At 42.6% G+C, this 26,981-nt stretch carries 13 protein-coding genes and 1 other annotated feature (1 of these 14 cut by a window edge); of the genes, 1 reads left to right on the top strand and 12 read right to left on the bottom strand.

What is annotated here, in order from left to right:
• Window position 1 precedes the first annotated feature (1 nt).
• The 11 genes from MHI38_RS22980 to MHI38_RS22930 form a co-directional block, all read right to left on the bottom strand.
• Window positions 2-1,648 carry an S-layer homology domain-containing protein gene (locus MHI38_RS22980; protein ID WP_154890853.1) on the bottom strand — a complete coding sequence of 549 codons (1,647 nt, stop codon included), beginning with the start codon at window positions 1,646-1,648 and terminating at the stop codon, window positions 2-4.
• Window positions 1,645-7,335 (bottom strand): dockerin type I repeat-containing protein, encoded by a 5,691-nt coding sequence (locus MHI38_RS22975; protein ID WP_154890852.1) that lies wholly within the window; start codon window positions 7,333-7,335, stop codon window positions 1,645-1,647. The genes MHI38_RS22980 and MHI38_RS22975 overlap by 4 nt, the downstream gene beginning before the upstream one ends.
• Before the next feature lie 3 nt (window positions 7,336-7,338).
• Complete coding sequence (locus tag MHI38_RS22970) at window positions 7,339-14,157, bottom strand: hypothetical protein (protein WP_154890851.1); 6,819 nt, start codon at window positions 14,155-14,157, stop codon at window positions 7,339-7,341.
• Between the two features lie 340 nt (window positions 14,158-14,497).
• On the bottom strand, window positions 14,498-16,243 hold the full coding sequence (locus MHI38_RS22965; RefSeq protein ID WP_154890850.1) for a clostripain-related cysteine peptidase: 1,746 nt from the start codon (window positions 16,241-16,243) through the stop codon (window positions 14,498-14,500).
• Window positions 16,244-16,629: 386 nt separating this feature from the next.
• Window positions 16,630-18,261 (bottom strand): chaperonin GroEL, encoded by a 1,632-nt coding sequence (gene groL, locus MHI38_RS22960; RefSeq protein ID WP_154890849.1) that lies wholly within the window; start codon window positions 18,259-18,261, stop codon window positions 16,630-16,632.
• Between the two features lie 74 nt (window positions 18,262-18,335).
• Entirely contained in the window at window positions 18,336-18,617 is a 282-nt protein-coding gene (groES, locus tag MHI38_RS22955) for a co-chaperone GroES (protein ID WP_090918205.1), read from the bottom strand.
• A gap of 495 nt (window positions 18,618-19,112) precedes the next feature.
• Window positions 19,113-19,895: a twin-arginine translocase subunit TatC gene (tatC, locus tag MHI38_RS22950; RefSeq protein WP_154890848.1), complete on the bottom strand. Its 783-nt coding sequence runs from the start codon at window positions 19,893-19,895 to the stop codon at window positions 19,113-19,115.
• Between the two features lie 78 nt (window positions 19,896-19,973).
• Entirely contained in the window at window positions 19,974-20,222 is a 249-nt protein-coding gene (tatA, locus tag MHI38_RS22945) for a twin-arginine translocase TatA/TatE family subunit (protein WP_154890847.1), read from the bottom strand.
• Between the two features lie 151 nt (window positions 20,223-20,373).
• Window positions 20,374-20,859, bottom strand: coding sequence for a MogA/MoaB family molybdenum cofactor biosynthesis protein (locus MHI38_RS22940; RefSeq protein ID WP_017690080.1), 486 nt, complete (start codon window positions 20,857-20,859; stop codon window positions 20,374-20,376).
• Window positions 20,860-20,896: 37 nt separating this feature from the next.
• Complete coding sequence (gene moaC, locus MHI38_RS22935; protein ID WP_276326730.1) at window positions 20,897-21,400, bottom strand: cyclic pyranopterin monophosphate synthase MoaC; 504 nt, start codon at window positions 21,398-21,400, stop codon at window positions 20,897-20,899.
• 15 nt (window positions 21,401-21,415) lie between these two features.
• A complete protein-coding gene (locus MHI38_RS22930; protein ID WP_154890846.1) occupies window positions 21,416-22,054 on the bottom strand; it encodes a 5-formyltetrahydrofolate cyclo-ligase in 639 nt (212 codons plus the stop codon).
• 279 nt (window positions 22,055-22,333) lie between these two features.
• Here MHI38_RS22930 and MHI38_RS22925 point away from each other — a divergent pair, with 279 nt between their 5' ends.
• A complete protein-coding gene (locus MHI38_RS22925) occupies window positions 22,334-24,295 on the top strand; it encodes an ABC-F family ATP-binding cassette domain-containing protein (protein WP_341181949.1) in 1,962 nt (653 codons plus the stop codon).
• 666 nt (window positions 24,296-24,961) lie between these two features.
• On the opposite strand, the gene MHI38_RS22920 is transcribed toward MHI38_RS22925, so the two are convergent.
• Complete coding sequence (locus MHI38_RS22920; protein WP_341181730.1) at window positions 24,962-26,521, bottom strand: 2-isopropylmalate synthase; 1,560 nt, start codon at window positions 26,519-26,521, stop codon at window positions 24,962-24,964.
• A gap of 215 nt (window positions 26,522-26,736) precedes the next feature.
• Window positions 26,737-26,981: a binding site (T-box leader), on the bottom strand; it runs 102 nt beyond the window's last position.

The raw sequence follows: 26,981 nt of genomic DNA, 5'->3' as shown, positions 1-26,981 counted from the left end.
TTTATTCTAATTCTTTGAACCTTTGAATCATCGTAGCAACTTCTGCTCTGGTTGCAAGACCAGAAGGATTTAGAGTCAGATCAGAATTACCATTCATAATGCCCTTTGACACAGCCCAATGAATTGACTCTTTGGCAAAGGCCGAAATTTTATCTGCATCTTTGAAACTAAGGGTTGAAATTTTGCTCTGCAGGCTCAATCCTCTACTCTCTGCGTATCGATAGAGCATCACCGCAATTTGCTCACGAGTGATTGAAACATTAGGAGCGAATATCCCCTTACCATATCCGTTAACGATCTTGCTTTCGTTTGCCCAAATAATAGGATCTGAATACCAACGACCACTTTGAACGTCTGAGAACACATCTGCAAATTTAACATTAGGTTGATTTTCCATACGATATAGTGCAGTAGCAAGCATTGCACGACTCATGTTCTTTGAGGGTGAAAATTCTGTTTCAGAAGTTCCAGTGAATAGCCCCGCATTATAAACATATCTTGCAGAAAAATAGAACCAATCGTCATGTGCTATATCTGTAAAAGGAGTCTTTCTTACAAATGTAACAACGACAGTTGTGTCACGACTAATCTCTGGAATGGTATAAATGTCACGACCTATGAATTTTTCGCCGTTGACAATGATATATTCTGTTTCAAACCCTTCATCAGGAATCACTCTGATCGTGGCAGAGGTTGTTGCACGAATCGTTTGATTTTCGAAGCCATCAGCAATTTTACCATTCCCACCTTTTACAGAAGCGTTAACCGTATAGTTAAGCTGATGTTTAGGGCCCCCAGAACCACTAGAACCATTAGAACCACCGTTAGAAGCATTAGAATCCTCGTCCGTGATAACCCAACGTTTCGGGCCTACAATTTTCGAATTTTCAAAATTAGAAAATGCAATCTCAAGCAACTCTATAGCTTTTGAAATTTCCGTATCCAACGCGTTTTCATTCTCAAAAACAGCCTCAGCCTTAGAGATCGCACTTCTTAGATTTTGAGCGGATTTTGTTGTATACCAAAAGTCTGGATAATATATGACTTTGGGATTATCCGCAATCGTAACTGAAGCAAGATAAGCTTTTGCAGCCTCAATGTCTTCATATAGTGCAGACTTAGAGATTTCCTTTACACCAGAACCGACCACAATTTGTACATCTTCAAACGGTTCAATTCCCCTCAGACTTGCATCTTTATTCGTGATGAGAAAGTTACTTAAAGAAAAATCGAACGTTCCGTTATTTCTAGCTTGGAAGACGGCAGTTCCAATATTTTTCATGATTTCATCATCTTTACCGTTGGCAGTCATATCGAGATATACATAATTGATGTCACCATCGGAATAATTCATTGAAATGTCTTTTTGCATATTGACACTCGTGTTTTTTACAACATAAGAATCAAAGTGTAGCTTTCCTTGAAAACCATATACCGGCGCTTTACCCGCACCAGTATATGCAAGACTTAGTTTCACAAATATGTTCTCTCCAACATCAAATGAAGATTTTGGAGAACCAGAGCTGTCAGTTACTGTGATGTCCACACGATAACTAAGGTCAGCAGCATCGTCTGCCCCGTAGACGTATGATGGTAGAGTAGCTACCAGAAGTAGCATGCACAATATCACTTTCAATTGCTTCATCATCGTCTCAGTGCCTCCATTAGTATGAGTTGTGCATCTACAATATCAACAACACCATCACCGTTTATATCAGATCTCATCCAGTCTTCAGAAGAATTAAAGCCATTGTAGACATTATTTAATATCCCTTTTATCGTCGCCAGAACGTCTGCTCGATCTACAGCCCCACTACCATTCGTATCTCCACGAAGAAGATTAGGAGATTTCAATGTTGGTTCAAAAACAAGATTGGCTGTTAATTGTTCACCCGTGACAAGTTCTCTTGAAGAACCAATATATGCTTTTTTAAGATTGTCATACAAGAGCGTTTGTTTCTTGCCGTCAATCACAACTGTTGCTTTACCCATATTGATCTCCGTATATAGGGTGAACAACGAGAATCCTTGTGATTGCCGAACTTCATAACGATATCCAAGATCTTTCACACGAATGTTGATTACATCTGACAGTTCTTTATAGACTATTTTTCCATTCTTATCTTCAAAAGCAGAAAGTCTATAACCAACTTTGATTGCCGTTTCGCCTGGAGCCAAAGCTTCAATGGTACCATCCTGTGAAATCTTGATAATGTTCTGATTATATAGAACATCCCATACAATATCTTCTTCTTTTAAATCCAATTCGCCACCCTGACGAAGACCTTTAACAGAAAGCACTGTTTTTCCGCCAATCCCAAGTTCGATCACATCAGGTTGATTCTGCGAGTTCTCAAGGTCAGATATAAGTTTAATACTCTCAAACTCTGACAATTCACGATTCACAAGATAAACGGGAACAACCGTTTCGTTTCCAGCCTTGTCAACTGCTTTAAGCTGTAAAGTTTCGTTTGGTTCTTGACTTGAACTCTTACGATTAACGACAAATGTCCCGTCTGGATGGATCACAATACCTTCTGAACTACCATCTAAAGTTAATGATGCAGATACCTCTGTTAGCCCATGGAAGCTATATCTTGAGTCCGCACTAACAAAAACAACTTGATTGCTGACTGTATTATCAACCGGCTCCTTATCAAGGCTTGGCTCTACTTCTTCACCTAAAAGTAATATCGGTGCACTTGTATCAACAGTAACACCTATTGCCCCTGATGATCTGCTACCTTGAATGGTGTCTCGATTTTCACTAACTGCAGTAAAGTCAATCAAATTCTCACCGTCTTCAAGGTTTTCTTCAAATGACCAAACCGTCTTAAATTCTTCAGGCGTGTTCTTGTTTTCCTTGTTCAGGGTCAATGTCATTTTGACCGGTCGATCAAACGTGTACGTTGCCTCTAATTGTCCAGTCCTTAAATAATAATTTTCTTTTGATTTGTCGATATTGGTTTCAACACTGACAAGCTTAGGTTTACCCATGGCAGGCATAACAAAGCTTTGCGATGATGCAACCTTGGTAGAGCTATAATATTCCGTAGCATTAAGTGCTGACTCAACAATTTTAACGGATTTTACTTTGATAAAATACTTCTTGCCTTCCTTTAATAGAGGGAGGTTGGTTTGGTCTTCTAATGGTTTCAACCTAATTTCACTGCCTACAGGGAACTGACCAAAGGAATTCTCAATCTCAACCCCGTTCTCATCTTCAATCGCCACAAAATAATGGGTTGCAGTTTGGTCACTTCCATTGATGTTAACTTTCACGTATCCATCTCCACTGTATTCCGCTGATACTGATTTAGGTTCTTGTGGAAGTAATGGATTGGTAAAAGTGATTGGAGATGCAGTGATCTGCTTACTCATTCCACCCAGATGGTTAACAAGCATTGCAACCACATAATACTTCCCTTCAGGGAAAGACTCCGGAAGTGTAAAGACATGAGAACCTGATTTAATTTCATCCAGCTCAAGATTACCAATACTAATTAATGATGATGTGTCTTGCATGTTATCTGATTCAATGGTTTGCATAATGGATGGATCTTTGGTGACATAGACATTAACTGCTCCTGAATATGCACTTTGCCCGTCCGTTGTCCAAGACACATCAAGCTCACGGCTCGTATTATTACTATGCGTAGTTTTAATGCCTGTAAGCTCCGGGATATTTTCAACACTGTTTACTTCAAAATTGTCAATATACACATTTGGTGTTGTCACTGAAATGGACCAGTTACCACCAACAATAAGTGCTGGATCAATCACTGAAATATACAACGTATTTTTACCATTCATCGATTGAACAAGATAGTTTCCATTTCCCTTATTATCGTCTTCAACCATTGTCAATTTATTACCCGCTGGATTAGTGACTATGATTTCAGATGCAGAAGGTTTGACATGGCCACGAAGTGGGATTTCAAAGAGTAGTGAATCTTTTGATGCCGGGATCACTTCTTTTGTAATGCCATCTCCGGCTCTAGTTTTAGCTATTTCCTTTGTCGTGAGCCTTCTCATATTCGTTCCATATAATGCAGTGGTAGGCACAAGATTTCCGCTCGCATCCAGTTCTTCCGAGTGAACATAGTGTACAGCTTTTCCTCTAGAAGCGAGATTGATGGAACTACCAAAGTTAAAATCGCCATCCCAATAATAGATAAAGCCAAATTTTACGCCGATAACTTTCATGTTTGCACCCACAAAGTCAGATGAAACAGCTGCCTCAACGCCTCCAATTTCCTTTCCTCCTATGATGGGGACTGAAGTTGGAATATAGAATCCTGCGTATACATAACCATAGAAATAATCTTCAGTAATTTTAATCGTTATACCACCACGAACCGCCCCGGCATGAATACTAATATTACCAAAGGCATTTAGCTGAAATGGTGATATCCACTGAACATTCATTCCCGCTTCAAGATTAAGTAATCTTCCTTCATCGTCTTTTGCCAACCGACCCGTACCTTCAAGACTAAGACCGGATAGTTTTGCCTCCAGCTTGAAGTCACCTACAATAACCAGATTTATTAATAACCTTGTTCGAAGATGAAGTGTGATGGGTGGAAGTTTACCGTCTGATGTTCCGGAAATAGTCTCTGCAAGATTTCCGAAACCTCCACCAAGCCCTGTCATAAATACATATGGCGTAACGATCGGAACTTTCGTCGTATTACTTGCTAAGAAGAATGTAAGTTCATCAAGCATGATGCTTGGAACATTATTTATAGGAACCTCTTTAAATGCCAGCGAACCTTCTACTTCTAGCATGGTAAGAGCAACTCCGTAATCTAGTTTATAGATTCCATCAATCGTATCTATTGTTACTTCTGCCATAGCACCCACTTTATTTCCTACTAATGGACCTAGTAAATCTTCTGGCAGAGCTACAGCTAGTGTCGTATTGACACCAATAAAACCGATTTTCTTATCTTTACTACCATAGCGGATATCACTAATCTCGGCAGTAAGGGAGCCCTTGTAGTCATAATGCTCTTCACCTTTATTTTTATCTGCTGCTTTTAAAGGCATTGAAATCTTTCCGCCGAAGCTAATTCCGAAGTCTTCCTTATCCTGAGTCATGACACCGTACTTGATATTGATTAAAAATCCTGCAATATTTTGTAGCATAGAACCTGCATCTCCAAATTTCAGTTCTAATGCTTTAGCCTCATCCTCGGAAACAGCTTCACCATCCAAGCTGTATTTCACTCCATTTTTAACTTCATAAAACCATTTATTATGCCATACATTAACAGAGTTTATGACTTTTATGGTGCCATCGCCTTCTAATTTTGCGCCAGCGTCCGTAACTGTCATCTTAAGTGGCGTGTTGCTATCATACGTCAAGATGTTGTTAATCGTAATGTCGCCATCGGCTTTACTGGCAGAGTAATATCGATCTTTACCCGTACCCATTAACCTGACTTTCCCACGAACGGTCAATAGAATTTCGGTTTCATCTTCTACATATTTTATATTGTTATGAACAATACCATTTCTAGTGACGCTACCCTCGATAAATTTTTTCATTACATCTTCGTTTTCAAAATTAACATAATCATATAACTGTCTATTATTAGAAGAGTTTGTTATTCGAACTAGTGAAACAATTCCGTAGCTTGCACTTTTATCCGCCAGATTATTTGTTACATCTAACCCAGTTGTAGAAATAATCTTTTCTTTAAACGCACTAATTAACTGTTGATTTGTAAATCTGAATTCAATGTTATATTTTCCAACAGGCAAATTTTCATTGGTAGAGAACGAAAGAGCTTGACCATCTTCAACAAAACTTATTTTTCTTTTGTCGATTAACGTAGTTGCGCCGCTTGATGCAGAGACAAGATAAAGATCCCATCCATCAATTCCTGTAATCGCTTGTTTCAATTCGTTCATATCTCCAGAAACGGTTATATTTTTGTCTCCTTCATGAAAAACTGCAGAAGGGAAAATATGTTTCATGGAGACATCAGGAAGTTCCCCTTTAATCGCGGGAATTAAAATGTTTGAATTCGCACTATACTCAACCAGTTTATGTGTGCTTGAATCCATAATTGCCGTTGCGTTTAACGAAACTATTAATCGCTTTGCTGTAATCATGGATTGTTTCTCTGCGATGATTTCTAGATCGGGAATGTCAAATACAGTACCAATGTTTAATCCACCAGAAATTCTCACCGTATATTCTCTTGTATTCGTCGCTGCAAAAGTAAGTCCCTCATCGAGAGTAAGGGTAACCACCGGTTCGATTAGTTCTTTAGCTCCTGTAACACTATTATCAATGGTTACTGTTGCTTTAAACTTACCATCGTTTAGATATCCATCTTTGCCTTCATTCACTTGAACTTTATCTGTCTGGATCCCGATTGCTACCTCTTTCTTTTGTGTTTGATCAGAAAAGTTACCAACACCATATAACAATTCTGAAATTCTCACTTCCCCTGCCTCAATGGGTTTTTCATTCCAATAATATGCTGTTGCCGTATCAGGTACTAAATATTTGTTTGAATAGTTCGTAAAGTCAACGTTAGGATTCGGTGTATAATCGTATCTTGTATTTGCAAGATTAACCCAATGTCCAACAATAACTTTATCCACATTTACATCTTTGTTCCCACTCCAACCAGACAAAAGGGCGTAGGCCATTTTGTCTGAAGCTGAAAGAGAATCCACATATCTGATTTGTTGTGGCAGGTTTTCACCACTGTATTCTGTTTCCACGATGGTCGGTTGTTTTGGGTTCACAAGGACATGGGGTGCATCGATATTTGAACCAAGCGCATTATCTAGAAGGAGACGAATACCTACCGTTCCCGCTTGGCTATTATTATTGACCACATCATATGAAATACCAACGTTCCCAACCCGCGAGTTATTAGGGTCAGTAGAAATGGAAACCTTTTGTGTGATTGTGTAACCCTTGATATCCCATGCAATCGTCAAAAGTCTATTTTGCTCAGAGACAACAGGTTCATGAAGCTTGGTATCTATTCCGAACCATCCATATTCCTGACCGAAAATATAATCTTTTCCATCGATCCGAACGGTAGTAAATGATGTTCCATTGCTTCTTGCCGTATCTTCCTTATAGAGAAGCGGAATATTGTTGTCAAAAGCTTTTTGTGGATGACCATCCACGGTTTCAATCGAAAATCCACCCGTTTTTGAATTGATTGAATATTTCATAAAGTCGTTTGCAATTGAATAATTCGCACTGCTTGCATCTGCACTCAATGGGAAACTTACAAGAGTGAATAGCATCGCTAGAATAAGGGATACAGCTATGCCGCGTTTTAATCGACGATCAACCATCATTGCCTATTTCCCTCCTTTGTTTGAAACATATACAGAAATATTGAAATAATCACGCTTGTCCGTTTGAATATAGATGGTATACCAACCATTTGAGACATTATCAATGGTATACACTCCGTTTTTCTCCCGCAGGACCGTTCCTTTTGTTTTCATTTGGCCTTGTGTTAAACTGCCTTTTTCATAACGTGCATACGATACTCCAGCAAAGTTTTTCAGTGAAATCTCAACTTTGTTTCCAATCACCGTTGCAACATTTGAACTGTCAGGCATGACTCCGTTCACAAGTGCTATGGTGTCATAAAGACCTACAAGACGAACTGTACGACGAATAGTCGTTTGATTTCCTGCGTCATCTCTTACTGTATAGTCTATATAGTAAGGATTAGAGCGATTAAATTCATTCGCCGAGATGTTGTCTGGGTTAAATACTCGCCCGCCAACATCATAGTTGATGGTAACCTTGTCAGTTAAATCAACCTTTTTATTGGCAACCATATCCCATGCTTTAAAGTCAAGAAGCTTCGATTTATTATAGGCAATGGAAGCATCTTTTTGAGGAGTCATTCCCTCAATGAAGATGAGCTCTTCGCCATTTTCAAGTGTTAACTCCGGAGCTGTTTTGTCGATGAGACCTACGTCAACACCATACGAAGCCTGCTCTCCCGTTCTTCCTTGAAGATTGAATACATATAGTCCATTGTTGCTATAGTTCATGGACTTATCTAGTTCCCAAACGTCTTTTCCTCCAACGGATTTCGTATCTTTATCCGTGGTTACAGTGACCGTGACATCCTGGTTTGTTATTGGATTTTTATCCGTTCCGACAACATATCCTTCTTCTTTTCCAGATGTATCAACGCCAACCGTAATCTTATTTTGATAATCCTGTTCTACCCACTTACCAGCTTCGTTTTTCACAAGATATTTATAAGACCAATGAATTTCTTTAATCTTTGGTGCTCCTACTTCAATTCCTTCAATCGTTAGCAGTATTTTTTGCGTTAATCCTGTTTTGTCTCTAACTTGGAAGACATGCTCCCCATTCGTTTTAACATTGATGACCGTATCTTTATAAGACACCTCATCCCCATCTTCATTTTCAACCGCTGTTGAAAGTGCATATTCATATCCTTTATAAGAAACGGTAAGGTCTTTCATATTTCTAAAGATGTCGAGCGGAACGCCATCACTGTCCCGAATTTGGTCAAATGACACATCAACGCTTAACTTATCTTTGGCTAATGTTGCGGTTGCGGTAACTTGTGGTGGTGAAGATACAATATTGGAAACGGTAATAATATCATGACCTTCGTTACCATAGTCATCGACAAAGGACATCGTAACTGTACCATTTTTTCTAAGGCGAACTGCTTTGGTACCAGGGATATGAACGATGTCCCTATAGGTCAAGCTGCCAACTGGCTCAACACCTGTGACCCGAATTGTTTTGATATCTTTGCTAAACTGTGTTAACTCCACATTGACACTTTGTGTAGTAATTTCAGTTGGTAGCGTGCTGTACGCTCTCGCAGTTGCAACTGGCGCTACTTTGTTAATATTTGAGACAGTTATTGGAGTAACCCACTTGTTTCCTGCGTAGTCATACGCTGTCACATAATAGATACCTGAGCTATCCAGTTCAACGACATATTCATTCTCAAGCGGCTCACCCTTGAATGGGTACACGACATCGTCCTTCTTAACCTCTGCAAATGATATTTCACCTGAATCGTCTGTTAATGTGATCGTTGCATGTATATTTTGATTCGTCTTTGCTGTGTTGGATAACACATAAGAGGTTTGACCAATCGTGTTGTCAAAAAGCTTATAGCTAACCGTACGAGAATTTGTGTTTCCTGCCTGATCTCTAAACTCAAAGGTGAATGAATTAACATCTTCAGTTAGAATTCTTGAGAATGAAGCATTGTTATTAGTCATAGATAGAGTTTTCTGACCACTGATCGGCTTAACGGTTGCCATTACTCTTCTATAGGCCTTCCCTTCTTGAATTGGAACCCAATTCCCTAGATAGTTTTCGTAGGTGTATTCCACCCTGTAGTGTACGTCTTCTGCAATTGGCGTTGTATCAATATTTGAAATGGTAACGGGTACGGTTGTTTCTATTCCCGCTTTGTTTGTTACTTTGAAATATACCGTTGCATTCTGTTCAAATCTTTCGGTATGAGATGCAATGGAATCAATTTGCTCAAAGTTTATCCCATCATATGAACGTTCCAGTTTCATAATCCCGCTTTCCGGGTCAGATATTGAAAGCACTGCATTTACAATTTGGTTTGTTGGCTCAGTCGTTGAATACACCACATCAGTAACAGCTGCAGTTTCATCAACAACTGAGATAGCAACATACTCATCTTCCATCCGATCAGCTTCAACTCCTTCAGTTGTATAGACCTCGAAGTAAGCTGACTTGGTTGTCTTCCCATCTCTTAGCGCTTCAAATACAAGCTTGGAATAAGCCGTTCTTCCTTCTACCTCTGTAAATGAAGGATCAACTACACTTAGCTCCGTATTTAGTTCTAAGCCTGACAATACGGCATTTTCAACAAAGAAAAATTGTCCGGAATACTTAGGATTAGGATCAATCACATAGGTGAGCTTATCGCTCTCCTTATAGGATATAAATCCTCCATTTTGAATAGGAACTCCATTCTTCTCTACATTTCCTGTAATCTCGAATCCTTGAATGAATTCAACAGTAGGTGTGAACTTTAGAACACGATCCCTTCCAGCCTCATCCTGAACATATAGACTAATTTCGTTATTGTTCTGAATAACCAGATCATGGTCTATCGCATACTCAACAGATGTTGTTAATAGCCCTGTATACAGTTGGTTCGACCTTGCCATTTCATTCACCTTATCACCCTCATTTGGTGCATTAGGCATGATTGTTACTGGAACATTGAATGTAACCTTAACCGTTGAAGTCGTTTTTGTGATTTGAGGGTTTGCGTTAACACTTACAATGGATGCCTCCGCGTCCACCAAATTCACACTGGAGTCAACGAATACTTTTTCAGTAATATTGCCTGAGTTATCCGCTGCTTTAATCCCAATTGCATAGTTGCCACTTAACCCTTTCAAATCAATCGTATATGTTGTCTGTTTGTTTCCTTCGCCATTAACGACGGGCTGACTACTTTGCATTTTTACTGATTTACTCGAATTAAACAGTTCATAATCTTCTTCAGTAAGAATATGACTGGCTGATGGATCTTTAATAAGTGCGAATGAAACAGTTGTGTCACTCTTGTCTGAAACATCGACCGTGATCCGGCCATCTTGTCTTGCTCCATTGGTTACCATTTCGCTGGATGCTATTGCATTCGGAGCTGCCTTGTCAATATTCGAAACTGAAATCGGTACTAAAACCTGATTGCCAAGCTCGTCAGACAGTACCAGGTTTGTTGTAACGTTCTCGCTCACAGTTACTGTGAATGCACCGTTTGTATATGGAGAAACGGTGATTTTGTCCTGATCTTTTGGCTCAACCGTCAGTTTTGAAATGCCTGTCCCAACATCATTAGCTACTATTCTTGCCGTTACTGATGCGTTGGTTGGCTGAATGGTGCTGTAGTCCGGTAATTCAAAAGTTGGTGCCTGGCTATCATATAAGATTTTGACAGGTCTTGTTTCTGTTAAAAACTCTGGCCTTTCGTCAGCAGGGTGATTTAAAAGTCCAAATTGAAGATATATTGTATTGATCCCTTCTTTGAGTGCCACCGGTGTATCTAGTGTAAATGCAAACTTACCACCTGAGTTATTGCTCTCTGTAAAAGTTGGAACTAACACACCCTGATCTGTCGGCATCCCGTCAATTGTTGCATAATAGACTGGATTTTGATATTTCGTTGCACTTTCAGAAGTCCAAGCTGCATGGGGTTCATTTAATACAACATCGACCTTATATGTTCCGTCATTGGTTGCACCCATTCCGTTTAGCGTCTTGGCTTGAGCATGTGCTAACGACTCAATTGTCGCAGGTCCCGACCTCATCCCAAAGTACGGGGAAATCTTTTTACTTTCCTTACCAAGAACATCCGTCGCAACAACAACAATGCTATAAGCACCCGAAGGAAGTCCTGTCATTGTTAATGTTTGATCAACTTCGAATACACCTTCACTATTTGCTGTCAGTGTTAGCGGATGATTTTGCGTATTCTCAATCTTCGTTTCTGTTTCTGGTTTAGCTAAATAATAACTTGCACTTGCAATACCACTTGCATCTGTCACTTTAACTCTAAATTGATGTGTTGACTTGAAATGATCATGCTGATTGCCAACGATATAACTAATTTCCGGTGCTTTATTGTCGTACGTGAACTCTCGAGTAAATTCTAATGAATTGCCAGAGCGTTTATCTTTAACTCGATATTCAAGTATATATTTACCGTCCATCAAAACTTCAGTTCCGCTGCTACTACGTTTCTCAGCTGCACCAACATCATCGCTTGCATCATAGACAGTAAAGTTTTGTGTGAAGCTTGTTCCATTACGAGGATGAGAGACCCATCTATAGCTCGTTTCAATATTGGAATTACTTACATCGAATTTGATATCAAAATGTGTATTTGGTGAACCTGTATCCTTTGTAATGAGGGTGTCAGCAACAGAACCATTAAAGATCTGGACTGTTTTTGTATAATACTTTGACGCTTTCTCATTTCTTGAATCGTTACCTAATGAATCCACTGTGAAATAATATAGAGTCCCGTCAAAGCTATCACCTTTGGGAACAGATAATACAGCCGTTGAACTTTCACCTTTTGAATCTACAAATGCCCACTTGCCTTGAACTGAAGAAATTTCTTCTGATCCAAGTTTGATGTCATCTACAGGCGTATTTGGTGGTGAATCCGTACCGTTCATAAACGTATAATACGTTCTAGACCAACCACCATTACTTTGTTGATAATCTTCCATTTCAAATCTATAGTCATTTCTTTTACGAGACTGTGCATCTTGCGGCTTTACACTTTCGTGAACCGTTACACGCGGAGCCTGGTTATCTAATTTAATATGTTCAATCTCTGTGTATCCAGCATCTCCACCAAGTGAATTGTCAGCTTTATCCCATCCATACAAACGAAGCTTGAATTCGCCCTCTGTAGGATCAATTGGACTTAAGTTTGTACTAACGCCTTTTAATACCTCCGTACTAATAGGTGCTGTAACTTTCGTTGCGCTACCTAAACCGTCAAAGTTGGTTATTCTTGTCGTTGTCGGTTCATAGACATCCCCATTTTTCTTGTATAGCTCGTATGCCAAATAGTTTTGATTATCAATGGTGTGAGCGACATTCCCCTCAGGGTAGAGTGTTTCGCTAGCCACCATATAAAATTGATGCACTTTTTTCACATTATTTTGAATGGAATTTTGACCTGTTAGATCCTGTCCATTTGCATCGGTAATTCTGATCGTTGGTGTTTTTGTGTCCACTTTATGAGTAGAAAAATAAAAACTTTGTGCTGAATTCGATTCTGGTGTGGGTCTCTCCAAATAATATGGCTGTTTTACACCATTTTTCGTTAAAAAGGTAGATACATCATTAAGCTGTAGCCTTATGCCCTCACTCTCCACTTCGCTAACATCCATGGGTACTTTCCCCGTAAACTGAAGTGTACCATTAGGTTTACCATCCTCTCCCAATAATTTGGTCATGGTCAGAGTAGTAAGTGGTGTTGCAGTACTATTCCCAAGATATAACACTGGTGTTGCTTGAAAATTAGTAATCAATTCTTCTTTCATTTCTTTTATCATCGTTTTTCTATGAATTGAAAGTGCATCAACAGTAATATTCACATCTGTTAATTTTCGATTTAGATAGCGATTGTCAGTTGCATGGGAGAACGTAGCTGTTTCCGAAATATTTTCATTGCCTAAGTCATAGATGCTGCGATAGAACGTATATGTAACATCTTTATAATAGTAATCCGCTTGCCCGATTTTTGTTGTTAAATAGGTTTTAACTTCGGGATTTCCTGAAGTTGTATGGGCAAAAGTCCCTCCAAGGCTTTCAGCGTTGGTAGACTGGGCAAGGAGACCCACCCTATAGGTTAGTGATATCTCCGCTTTATTCTGCGCAACCATTGCATCGTGAAGCTTTTTGCGGTCAATATCTAACTTGAAATTATTCGTTTTGGTTGGCTCTTCAAATGTTAACCAATCTCTACCTACAGCATCGTCCGAAACGGTATAGTTGATCACTGGAGTATCTTCATATTGCATAATGTCGTATTCACCATATTGATCTCTAACCTTTTTGTCCCACTCTACACGTTCAGAGCCTGATGAATTAGTATCAAGGTAGAACTCTCCTCCACCAACATCAACATTACCCATAGCTGTGAATTTCCGTTTTGTTACATCTGAAATATCACGATAAAGTCTGCCCTGATCTTTTGTCCATGTGTTTAATTTAATGGTCTTCGCCTGTGTTGGATTTATGCCCCCATTAATAGTAGGAAGCCATAGAACCACAGAATCCCCGTACCAGTCATCACTGCCAACCAGCCAAAAGACCAATTCATTCATTCTCCATGGTGGAATATTCTGCAATTTGAATGTATGTTGCACATCAGACCAAGCCGCAGCGGCGCCAAGTGCTCTGTAATGATCAGAGGCTATCCCAGCATCATAGGTACTGACACCCATATGAACATCATCATCTGTTCCTCCATTGTCGTTTCCTCCTGTTTTCACACCGAACACATAGGTGTACTCTGTTGGCACATTCGCATAAACAGGTGCTACTGATGCCAGAAGTGAAATAACTAGCATCAAACTTAAAATCTTCTTCATGTAATGCCTCCTCGTTTTATCGTGCTTGCCATTTTGACCTAACATCTTACACTCCATTTGTTACATTTTCATTTTCAAATCTGCTATTTTGGCGGCTATCGCCTGCTGCATCGGCAGTGTACGCATTAGCAGTTATACATCATGTTCGACAAATTGTGACAGTTCTTTTCGTATCATATCATCATTGATTACAGGAACGGTGTTATATAAAGAAAACTTTAAGTTTCATAGATGAACATAATTGCAAAAAAAGAGACCGCAAAAATTTGGTTAACCTATGCGAACCTCTTAATGAAGAATCTAGGAACCGTTTTGATTCATTTGAGCTTTAAGGCTCATTTTAGTTAAAAATAGATTCTAGATACTTTGAACTAAGACCGATGGCTTTTAGTTCTTCTTTCATTTCATTTGCATGTTCCATTTTTTTGTTAGGAACGTACATACCCACACCATTACGATTTTTAAAACCTGCTGAATTTTTCACTTCAAAGGCAAGTGCTTGAGCAGCAGCAGTAACTTCTGATGATTTACCCATTAGATCTATAAGATCATATTGATCAAATACCCCGTCGTTTTTGCCTAATAGATCAGAGTTTTTTGCAAGGTCTGTAAGCGAGAAATCAAATGCTGCATTTTCTATTGCATGAACCAATGATTCAGCCTGAGAAAGCTTCATCATTGACATTGTTGTCTGCATGCTAGATTCAATCCCGGAATGAAGGGTAAAGGAATCTAAAATTAAACGTCCTAATCTTTCCGAGCTAATTTGTGGGTTTCGCTCCATCGCACCGATCCATGTGGTATAGTACAATCCTGCAGCGGGGATTGAATCTTCAGAAGCGATGAGATACTTGCCATAGTTTCTAAGCGAATAGGCCGTTTCAACTGTGCCCATAAGACATGCATCAAAGACGATTAAGTCGAAATACATATCTGATGCATCAATCGCCTTCGAAAGCTCCGAAACCTTCATCGTTTTTCGTCCGTTTAGCTCGTCTGCACCAAAGCCACCCATTGTACCGTACCCGTGATCCCATAAAACAAGTATATAACGATCACTTGGTGCCACGGCTTTGCCCCAAACAAGAAAATCCCTTAGTGTTTTAGGGTCTGATGCGGCGGTTTGGATGCGGCTTGGATGCTTTTTAAGTCGTCCATCGCTAACTTCAAAGCGTTCGGATGCTCCATCCGTCATATATTTGTTGTGATATTTGAGCGTTCCACCTGTTTGAATCAGGATGTTCGTATTTTGGTTTGGCTGACCACGATATATTTCTTCCAAGTCATTGGTTAGTTGGCCTTGTTGTGATTCAAGATCAGAACCAATTGCATATATTAGAACCGTCGTTGAATTCAGTTTTTTATCCTTCTCCAAGATCAATCTTGCCTCGTTTAAACTTTGCGTTGTAAACACATTTTTCTCTCGAAGGATCTGACCATGTGTTGCAATTTGGTTTTTGGGTCTGGTGTTTAACACATAGCTACTTATTTTGGCAAGAGTTCCCCGATTGAATTCGACTTCTTTTGTAAGGTCTATTCCTAAAACGATTGAAGCGAAAGAAACCGCAGTTTCATATGTAAAGTCACCCTTTGTTTCTGAATATCCCAAAACTCTTAAAACCATTGCACTGTATTGCTTTAGAGAACTTGGTTGGTTACCTCCGAAATGATGCTCACTGATTCCATTAACAATGCCATTGGCATAGGCAAACGATACATAGGAACTTTCCCAACCCGTATCCTTAAATGGATTTTTGTTGGTGTTTTTCTGAACGTCTTCTTCCTTCCCCCACAGACGAAGCATCATCACCAGCGCTTCTGCTCTGGTAGGCACCCTCGAGAGTTCATAGCCATTCTCCGTTCCATTGAATAATCCCAAGTGGTTAAGCGCATCTGCATGGCTTGTATCATGTGCCGATGCTGATGAAGTTGTTGCAAGAAATAAAAATAATAAAATGATTAAACTTCGGATATTTCTCATCACATTTCGACCTTTCAATCTGAAAATTTCCTTCTTAATATATGAAAGATAAATACGCGGCTTGATAAAACCTAGAAAACATTGTTCTGTTCGTTGCTTTTGCATAGCTACTTTAGCCTATCATAGAGGATTAGCCCCGTGTGAAAGTTAAAGAAATCTTTAAGTTCGTACTTGCAACTCACTTCTGCAATCAGCGAAAGAGCCTGATCTCCAGAAGAACAGACTCTTACCCATATCAGAAATCCTATTCAATTAAGTGGAATCACAGAAGCTTAACCAGACGCCTGATGAACTACACATCACTTAATATTCTTAAGTTTATTCGTATCAGCACCCAACTGCACATTCATTATTCCAGTCATCCCTTGCGAGCATAACCAGTAGTATCGCTTGTCATCATACAAAACAAAGGACCACTCTTAATAGATATTAAGAAGTGGTCCTTGTATTATTATAATTTGTTTAATGCTTTAAAGGTTTTTACACCTTTATTACATCATGCCGCCCATTCCACCCATGCCGCCCATGTCAGGAGCGCCAGCAGCGCCTGCAGGTTCTGGCTTGTCAGCGATAACCGCTTCAGTTGTCAGGAACATTGCTGCTACGGAAGCCGCGTTTTGCAGTGCATAACGTGTTACTTTCGCAGGGTCAACGATACCCGCTTCGATCATGTTAACCCACTCGCCAGTTGCGGCGTTGAAACCTACGCCAACTTGCTCTTTTTTCAGACGTTCCACGATAACGGAACCTTCTTCACCAGCGTTAGCCGCGATTGTGCGGATTGGCGCTTCCAGAGCTTTCAGTACGATGTTCACACCTGTTTGCTCGTCGCCGGACAATGCTACACCAGCAACAGCATGATATACGTTCAGAAGCGCAGTACCACCACCGGATACGATACCTTCTTCAACCGCAGCGCGAGTTGCGTTCAGGGCATCTTCAATACGCAGTTTGCGTTCTTTCAATTCAGTTTCAGTAGCCGCACCGACTTTGATTACTGCTACGCCGCCGGACAATTTAGCCAGACGCTCTTGCAGTTTCTCTTTGTCGAACTCGGAAGTGGTTTCTTCCAATTGTGTACGGATTTGGCTAACACGTGCATCGATATCGGATTTGTTACCAGCACCGTCAACGATGATTGTGTTTTCTTTAGTTACGCGGATTTGACGAGCTGTACCCAATTGTTCCACAACTGCGGATTTCAGGTCCAGACCCAGTTCTTCCGTAATTACTTGGCCACCAGTCAGGGCAGCGATATCTTGCAGCATCGCTTTACGACGGTCACCGAATCCTGGAGCTTTAACCGCTACAGCATTGAATGTACCACGCAGTTTGTTCACAACCAGCATCGCCAGTGCTTCGCCTTCGATATCTTCAGCGATCAATACGAGCGGTTTGCCTTGTTGAACGATTTTCTCAAGCAATGGCAGGATGTCTTGCGTGCTGGAGATTTTTTTGTCTGTGATCAAGATGTACGGGTTGTCGAGAACTGCTTCCATTTTGTCCGTATCTGTGATCATGTATGGAGAGATGTATCCGCGGTCGAATTGCATACCTTCAACCACTTCCAGCTCAGTAGCGAATCCACGGGATTCTTCTACAGTGATAACGCCGTCTTTACCCACTTTTTCCATAGCTTCAGCAATCAGCTCGCCTACTTCTTCGTCAGCTGCAGAGATTGCCGCTACTTGTGCGATGGATTGTTTGCCTTCTACCGGTTTGGAGATGGATTGCAATTCTGCAACCGCAGCTTTAACCGCTTTGTCGATCCCTTTACGGATACCGATTGGGCTAGCGCCTGCAGTTACGTTTTTCAAACCTTCTGTGATCAGGGCTTGAGCAAGTACTGTCGCAGTTGTTGTACCGTCACCGGCAACATCGTTTGTTTTCGTTGCAACTTCTTTAACCAGTTGAGCACCCATGTTCTCGAATGCATCTTCCAGTTCGATCTCTTTTGCAATCGTCACACCGTCATTTGTGATGAGCGGGCTTCCGAATTTTTTCTCCAGAACCACGTTACGGCCTTTTGGTCCGAGCGTTACTTTCACTGCGTTAGCCAATGCATCCACACCACGAAGCATGGAGCGACGAGCGTCTTCACTGAATTTAATGTCTTTAGCCATTTAAGAAAACCTCCCTAGTATATTGTGTAAAATGGTACTGCTATATGGTTCGGTTAACCGATTAAAATTTGAAATTAGTCGAGAATCGCGTGAATGTCGCTCTCTTTCATAATCAAATATTCTTTACCTTCGAATTTGATTTCTGTACCGGCATATTTGGAGAAAATAACGCGGTCTCCTTCTTTCACTTCCAGAGCTACACGTACGCCGTCTTTCAATGCACCCGCACCAACTGCAATGATTTTACCCTCTTGCGGTTTTTCTTTGGCGGAGTCCGGAAGTACGATCCCGAAAGAAGTCGTTTGTTCTTGCTCCAGTGGTTCTACCAATACGCGTTCACCTAAAGGTCTGATCATGAAAAATAGCCTCCTTTTAAAATTATATAGCCTTGCATTTGTAGGTTGCAGCCATATGTATTAGCACTCGACAGTGTTCAGTGCTAACAACCAACTTTATGATACTCAACTTGAAGCATGATTTCAAGTCTTTTTGATGAATTCTTGCGAGAATTTACGTTGAATTTACATCCATACAGCTTGACCACTTATATCCAATAAGCCAAATCACGCCTGGTACAGCTGGATGAATGTTACATTCATGCCTTCTATTTTACGAGATTCGTTGCCTTAGATGCAAACTTCACCCCGTATCCCCTTTTCCATTGTATCCATCGTCCCGTATAATATGCCTGCATGTCCAGATCTCTTCTCATCTTCCAATAGAACCAGAAGACCCGGATCAGAACAAATCGTCTTCTCCGGGTCTTCAGGCGAGTAGATTTGTCCTCCACCCGCACCTCATTTTTGATGCAGGCAGCATTCTCACTCTAAATACATAAACTATAGAATTCTCTACCCTATATGCTGGTTGTCCTCGGACCGCACATAACGAGCTTCAATCTCCTGATCGGCTGCAAGTTGCTTGCGATACACAATGGCGGATAGAAACACACTGATCTCATACAAGAGCAACAACGGAATCATGACAAGCAGATCAGATATTAAGTCTGGAGGTGTAATGACCACTGCAATAAAAATCAGCACGAAATAAGAAATCTTGCGCATTTTACGCAGACGAATCGGATTCAGAATGCGTAGCCCTGTCAGGAACATAATCAGCAGTGGCAACTCAAACAGCAGTGACACTGGCAATACAATGCCAAACAGGAAACTGAAGTACTGCTTCATACCATATGTCTCGACAAGTCCCATTTTCTCCGTAATCGTTGTTGTGAACGCAAGCGCCATTGGAAAAACAACATAATACGAAAAGGCGACACCCACCAGAAACAGTAGAAATACATAAGGCACATACTTCAGAGATGCCTTACGTTCTTGTGGCCGCAGACCAGGACTCACAAACTTCCAGAGCTGGTACACCGTAAAAGGCAACGTGATAATAATGGAAAAGAGCCCGGCAATCTTCATATATATCCCGATACCGTCCCAGAACGAAAACGCATGCAGTACGAAGCCCTTGGCCGTCTCTGCCTTCGTCAAATACTGATAAACCGGGTCTGCCACGAAAAAACCTGCAATTAGTCCCAGAATAAAAATGCTCAATACATAGATCAGCCGCTTGCGCAGCTCACTCAGATGTTCGGTAAGCGTCATTTCTTCATTTTGCCGCGTCATGCCTGCCTCCCCTGGAATTTCAGCTTTAAAATACAAAACCCTTCCGGCAGGAAGGGGTCTCTCTCTTAGCCATGAAACTTATTCCGGCAGGCGTTTATCCACAGGTTTCTCAGCGGCCGTTGTATCAGCTGCTACCGGTTTCGCTTTTTCTTGCTCTTTCCGGCTGGAAGCATCATCGTCCGAAATAATATCACGTGCGCCTTCCTTGAACTCGCGGAACGTACGCCCGACAGCCCGTCCCAATTCCGGCAACTTGTTAGGCCCAAACAACAGCAATGCAATCACGGCCAGCAAAATAAATCCTGTTGGTCCAATCGAACTTAACATAGATCTTCCTCCTTGTTTCAAGCGTTCAACATGCGCATATCCGAAGCCCAATTCATCAATTGTCTGAACTGCATTTGGATTTATGCCCATCATACCACAGATGTAACCACTTACATAACCCGCAAAATGTTATAACTGTGCTTTATTTTCCTTATTGCTTGAATTGGCCTGTTACCATCAGGAGCGCTTCCGGAAGCTGGTCCATAATGGCTGCCAGATGTTCGTGCACACCCTTCGGCGTACCCGGCAGATTCACAATCAATGTGCGTCCGCGAATCCCGCATACCCCGCGGAACAACATCGCAGAGCGATTTTTGCTCATCACACTATATCTCATCGCTTCCGCCATGCCGGGAACTTCACGTTCAATCACTCGTCTGGTCGCTTCAGGCGTAATATCCCGAATGGCCAGCTCCGTTCCACCCGTTGTTAGTACGAGATCGGCGTGAAAATAATCGGTCATCTCGATTAATGCCGCGATAATCTCATCAGGCTCATCCGGAACGATCCGATACTCCACGATCTGTCCACCCAGTTCTTCCTCTACAAGTTCCCGTATCACCTGCGCACTTGTATCCTCACGTTCTCCACGGGCCCCTTTGTCACTGGCTGTCAGGATTGCTGTTCTCCACACCATAAAGATCACCCTTCTCCTCTATGAAAATAATTATCCGTTATCGGTTGAAATCACCGTTTTTACCGCCGCTCTTGGACTGCAACATTGTCGGGCCGATGATCATATCTTTTTGCATCGCCTTGCACATGTCATAGACCGTAAGTGCCGCAGCCGAGGCAGCCGTGAGTGCCTCCATCTCGACACCTGTTTTGCCTTCTGTCTTGACGGTTGCTTCGATATGGAGTTCGTCCACGCCGTTGTCATGAAAACGAATATCCACACCATTCAGTGCAAGCGGATGACACATCGGAATCCAATCAGACGTTTTTTTCGCCCCTTGGATACCAGCAATCTGAGCAACCGCGAGCACATCACCTTTTCCAATACGGCCTTGGCGAATGGCTTCCAGTGTCTCCGGGTTCATCGTGACTTTCGTTACAGCAACAGCGGTACGTACCGTTACATCCTTACCCGAAATATCCACCATCCGGGCTCGTCCCTGTTCATTAAAATGAGTCAGCTTCCCACTGGAAGATTGACCTTGGTTTACTTCTGAGTTCAATCACATCACAACCCTTTATTCGATATGTAATATACCTTCGGGTGTTATCAACAGATCCAGCCGCAGATCTAGCGGGTCCATGGGAATGTCGGGCTCCAACTGGCCAGGTAATACCAAAGCAGCCATGAGAGGTCTTTTACCTTGCTTAGCACAATGGTTCTCAAGACTCGCTGCAAACCGGTCGTAATACCCACCACCGTATCCGATACGTCCTCCTTGAAGGTCGTAACCCAGTCCGGGTACCAGCACCAGATCCAAAGCCGGCCAATCTTCGGGTTGCAACACTTCACAAGACGCCTTAGGTTCAGGTATGCCCCAAACGCCTGGTTCGATATCCTCCCGGCTCGTCACTCGCCGCAGTTCCATTCGTGGCGAATCAGCGAGCACTTTGGGCGCTAGCAACACATCCCCTTGTTTCCACCCCTCTTCAAAAAGAAAATCGGTGGAAGCCTCACTGCCATAAGACAGGTAGCTGAAAATAACCAGAGCCTCACGCTTTTGCCTGTTCTTGCTTAGCCGCAGACGATCCAGTTCACGCTTCAGTCCGTCATTCATTCGCATGCTGGCTTGCTGACGCATCTGCTCGTCCAAACGATCGCGTAGCTGTCTAAGCCGGGAGCGAAGTTGCTTCTTCTGTTCCGCATGATCCTGCATAATGCTGACGAACCTCCTGTTGATGTGGAAGGTAAAAAAATAAATTCAAGCCATTGCACTTATATGTTAAGACAAGATGTCATCTAGATGATCAGGTTCAAATGATTCATTTTCTGCAAAATCGTCATGGTATAACATGCCTTCTTTCAGTTTATCACTGATTGACCAAAAAGACTACAAGCCGGAGCCGTTCCCAACCGGTGCATTTGCTCTGTATTTCATGTAAACTGAGAAGTAAGTGTCTATTTCAGAACTCGACCTATGGAGGAACTTAATTCTATGTTGCTGCAAGTATCCGGAATTATTAAACGTTTTGGTGTCGATCCAATCCTGGACGGCGTGAACTTACAAATATTAGAACGTGAGCGCATCGGACTGGTTGGCGTTAACGGTGCAGGAAAATCCACTTTACTCAAAATCATCGCTGGAGAAATGTCCCATGACGGCGGACAAATCTTCAAATCCAAAGAAACAACGCTTGGTTACCTCGCGCAGAATAGCGGCCTGCAGTCTAACCGCAGTATCTGGGAAGAAATGATGCATGTCTTCGCTCATCTGACCCAGACCGAAGCTGAACTGAGACAGATGGAGCATGATATTGCCGATCCCGCACGAATGGGAGATGAAAAGCAATACGCTGATCTGCTGGAACGCTATGCAAGACGCTCGGACTGGTTCAAGGATCATGGCGGTTACGAGATGGAAACGCGCATTCGCAGCGTACTGCATGGTATGGGTTTTGGTGAATTCTCCCCAGACACCCCCATCAGCACACTCAGCGGCGGTCAGAAGACCAGACTCGCATTAGCCCGCATTCTGTTGCAAGCTCCCGATCTGCTTATGCTGGACGAGCCTACCAACTATCTGGACATCGCAACCTTGACATGGCTGGAAGATTATTTGAGAGGATACTCTGGCGCACTGTTAGTTGTATCCCATGACCGGTACTTCCTCGACAGACTTGTAACGACAATCGTTGAAATCGAACGTCATCGCTCCAAAAAATATACGGGTAATTACAGTCGCTATATGGAGCTGAAGGCAGCAGAGTATGAGATTCAGATGAAACAATACGAGAAACAACAGGATGAAATCTCCAAGATGGAGGACTTTGTGCAAAAGAACATCGTACGCGCTTCAACGACGAAGCGTGCCCAAAGTCGTCGCAAAGCACTGGAGAAAATGGATCGTCTGGATAAACCACTTGGCGATCTCAAAAAAGCCCATTTTTCATTTGAGACCGCTGTTATGTCTGGCAAGGAAGTCCTGCGTGTCGATCAGTTATCCGTTGCATACGATGAGGGGTCACCTCTGTTCCGCAATGTGTCCTTCGAGTTACGACGTGGTGAAACCGTGGCCCTGATTGGGCCTAACGGGATCGGAAAATCAACGATGCTGAAATGTCTTACCGGCAGTCTTCGTCCTGTGCAGGGTGATATTCAGTGGGGCACCAAAGTACAGATCGGTTATTATGACCAGGAGCAGACTGGACTGAATCCGTCCAACACGGTGCTCGAAGAACTGTGGAGTGCTTATCCAGGCATGGAAGAAGCGCGCATTCGGACCGTACTGGGTAACTTTTTGTTCAGCGGTGACGATGTGCTCAAAAAAATATCCTCGCTCAGCGGTGGAGAGAAGGCTCGTGTGTCTCTGTCCAAGCTCATGCTGAAGGAAGCCAATGTGCTTATTCTCGATGAGCCGACGAACCATCTCGACCTCTTCGCCAAAGAAGTGCTGGAAGCCGCCTTAATGGATTACGAAGGAACGCTGCTCTTTATTTCACATGACCGGTACTTCCTGAACAAAATGGCGGAACGGATCGTTGAGCTTCATCCGGGCGGCACTGAGCAATACCTCGGTAACTATGACGATTACGTGGAGAAAAAGCAGGAATTGGAGGACATTGCACGTGAGGCCGCCGAGGCTCGCCAGGCCGCTTCCAAATCCGCTTCTTCAACAGCAAGTGCCGGTTCAGCAACAACTGAAAAATCCGGTGCCGCTTCCTTCGAGGCAGATAAACAAGCCAAACGCGAAGAACGAAACAGACAGCGCAGACAGGAAGCTCTGGAGCAACAGATTGCCGAATTGGAGTCCGAAATCACTTCGCTCGAAGAACAGATGACTTTGCCAGAAGTGTATCAGGATTATATGAAACTGCAGGAGTTGCAGCAGTCATCGGAGGAGCACAAAAGTCAGCTTGCAAAAGCTTATGAAGAGTGGGAAAACCTAGCGATGGGCTAAGCTGTGATTCCGCGTGATGATTCTGTCTATGATTCCGGTAAGGCTCCGTGTTACGAAGGTAACGTGGAGCCTCTTGTATTGTGTAGGAAACCAGCGATTTAGAAGACGCGGGACTCGCTGATAAAATAACTTCAACACTCTCAGCTTGGTAGAGATCGAAAATCATATTTTCACATTTGTCAAATACCCATGGATTACGTAAAATAAATTTTGGAAGGCATCCCCTTTTATTATCCACAACAATGAGTAACATTCCACAACCCTTTTCATGTAATCAAACGTTGGTAGAATAAGCTTTTGATGCAAAAACCATATTTATCCACCGTTTTGTCCACATTATCCACAGCATTGTTGGTAACTCAGATGCATTCTATCCCCTGAGAACCTCATGTTTCGAAAACACATATTGCAGTACTTCACCTTAGTTACCCACAAATTATACTGGATATGTGGATAACTATAGTCACACCTTGACAGATTTGATTATTGCTATATGGTTTTTCGTTTATTCCATTCTTTCATATTTTAAATGGGCAAGCGAGCGTGTTCCTACTCTGCTCCTATCATTAAAAACAGAAAAAGGGTTCCATTCCGCCCAAATCATGGCGGGAAGGAACCCTTTTTAGCTTTTTTTTTGCTATATCATAATCACATATCTAAGGCACCTTAATGTACAGACACCTCTTCACTATCCGCAACAGATTCCGCTTTCAGTCCAGCTGCATTACATGCCGCAACGTAAGCCAAACCTGCAACCATGACAATATCATGATGTGTTGCTGTACCCCTGAACTCTCGTCCGGCACGTTCTACGGTGATCACGGCTTCCGCGCTGGCTCCTTCTCCCCCACTCAAGGCATGCATCTCCATATCAACAAACGTAATGTCATCTGAGATACACTGCCCGATAGCCTGGATCGTCGCATCTACAGGACCTTTGCCTACGGCAGAGTAGGACTGTTCCCCTGCACTCGTACGAATACGGACCGCAGCCATGCGGTCTGTCATGCTACCTGCCGTCACTTGCAGCTCAACCAATTCATAGTCCTGTGCCGGAATATTCATCGTTTGGCTTACCATTTGCAACAACTGGTCATCACTTACCACTTTTTGCTGATCTGCGGTAACTTTGAACACTTCGTACAGCTGTTCCATTTGTTGCTCATCCGGTTCAAATCCGTATTTGCGCACCCGATCCTTCAGAGCATGACGACCCGAGTGTTTCCCCAAAATAATCATACTGCGCGGAATGCCCAGTGCTTCCGGGTCCATAATCTCATACGTATTGCGGTTTTTCAGCAAACCGTCCTGATGGATGCCCGACTCATGCTGGAATGCGTTACGTCCAACAACCGGTTTGTTGTAAGCAATCGGGAAATGCATGGCTCTGCTAATCTGGCGAGATGTCTCATATAGCTGATTCAGCTTGATGTTGGTCGTGGCTCCGATCACGTCTCCGCGTGTTTCCAGCGCCATAATCAGTTCCTCTAACGCGCAATTTCCTGTCCGTTCCCCAATCCCGTTAATCGTCACTTCAATCTGGGAAGCACCATTCGCAATGGCAGCCAGACTGTTTGCCACGGCAAGCCCCAGATCGTTATGGCAGTGGGCACTATAGCGAACTTTATCGCCGCCCCGCGCCCCTTCGCGTACGCGTCGGAACATCTCTCCATACTCATGCGGCAGCGCATAACCAACGGTATCCGGCAGATTAATAATACTCGCCCCTGCCTCAATGGCCACTTCAATCATTTCAATCAGATCATCCATCTTGGTACGCGCAGCGTCCATCGCTGTGAACTCCACGGTATCCGTAAACTGGCGTGCATAGGAGACCATCTCCCGAGCCGTTGCCACCACTTCACTGCGTGGACGGCGTAGCTGATGCTCAATATGAATATCAGACGAGGATATAAACAGGTGGATTCGTCGCCGGGCCGCATCTGCTGTAGCCTTCACTGCAGCATCGATATCGCCTTTGACTGCACGTGCAAATCCGCAGATTTCCACCTGTTGCAATTGTCTTGAGATCGCCTGAACCGCCTCAAACTCCCCTGGACTGGAGATGGGGAATCCAGGCTCAATGACGTCAATGCCAAGCGCTGCCAGCTGTTGAGCCAGCTCTATTTTTTGCTCAGGATGCAGGCTAGCTCCGGGTGCTTGCTCTCCATCTCGCAGCGTTGTATCAAAAATGTCAATCATGCGTTTGTTCGGATTGGTTGTCATATTCATTAACCTCCATTAATTTTGGGATATCGGTTCATATATGTTTGGTTTGTGAAAAGTTATGTTCAATGTGATGTGTGATGGTTCAAAGTGTACGTCGACTTACACCCTGAACAACTGTTGTTCCAGATTTCCTGATCAGACTTGCATCCATATGGCTGTTCCCTTTCGCCCACCCTGCTGCCGGCAGCAAAACAAATAACCCGCCATCTCATCAAAGAGACGGCGGGTTATTCTCCCCTCCGCGGTACCACTCTCGCTTGATGGCTCAGCCTGCACTGACACCATCCACCTCGTGTTCTCCAAAAAGTTCATTAGACTTCATCCTAACTACGGCGAAACCGTAACATTTCAGAGAAACACCCTGTAACGGGGGTCAACCGTTGCTAAGTACACATGAGTTGACACCGTCTCGTTTAGTGACGAGCACACTCAACCTCTTCTCATGTTTCCAAAGCTC

It is taken from the genome of Paenibacillus sp. FSL K6-1558, from assembly GCF_038002565.1.
Classification (GTDB): Bacteria; Bacillota; Bacilli; order Paenibacillales; family Paenibacillaceae; genus Paenibacillus; species Paenibacillus polysaccharolyticus.
This window is presented reverse-complemented; position numbering and strand designations above follow the sequence as displayed.

Bases quoted from the DNA above. Each gene is read 5' to 3' on its own strand.
- MHI38_RS22980 (WP_154890853.1), bottom strand. From the start codon at position 1,648: ATGATGAAGCAATTGAAAGTGATATTGTGCATGCTACTTCTGGTAGCT.
- MHI38_RS22975 (WP_154890852.1), bottom strand. From the start codon at position 7,335: ATGATGGTTGATCGTCGATTAAAACGCGGCATAGCTGTATCCCTTATT.
- MHI38_RS22970 (WP_154890851.1), bottom strand. From the start codon at position 14,157: ATGAAGAAGATTTTAAGTTTGATGCTAGTTATTTCACTTCTGGCATCA.
- MHI38_RS22965 (WP_154890850.1), bottom strand. From the start codon at position 16,243: ATGCAAAAGCAACGAACAGAACAATGTTTTCTAGGTTTTATCAAGCCG.
- groL (WP_154890849.1), bottom strand. From the start codon at position 18,261: ATGGCTAAAGACATTAAATTCAGTGAAGACGCTCGTCGCTCCATGCTT.
- groES (WP_090918205.1), bottom strand. From the start codon at position 18,617: ATGATCAGACCTTTAGGTGAACGCGTATTGGTAGAACCACTGGAGCAA.
- tatC (WP_154890848.1), bottom strand. From the start codon at position 19,895: ATGACGCGGCAAAATGAAGAAATGACGCTTACCGAACATCTGAGTGAG.
- tatA (WP_154890847.1), bottom strand. From the start codon at position 20,222: ATGTTAAGTTCGATTGGACCAACAGGATTTATTTTGCTGGCCGTGATT.
- MHI38_RS22940 (WP_017690080.1), bottom strand. From the start codon at position 20,859: ATGGTGTGGAGAACAGCAATCCTGACAGCCAGTGACAAAGGGGCCCGT.
- MHI38_RS22930 (WP_154890846.1), bottom strand. From the start codon at position 22,054: ATGCAGGATCATGCGGAACAGAAGAAGCAACTTCGCTCCCGGCTTAGA.
- MHI38_RS22925 (WP_341181949.1), top strand. From the start codon at position 22,334: ATGTTGCTGCAAGTATCCGGAATTATTAAACGTTTTGGTGTCGATCCA.
- MHI38_RS22920 (WP_341181730.1), bottom strand. From the start codon at position 26,521: ATGACAACCAATCCGAACAAACGCATGATTGACATTTTTGATACAACG.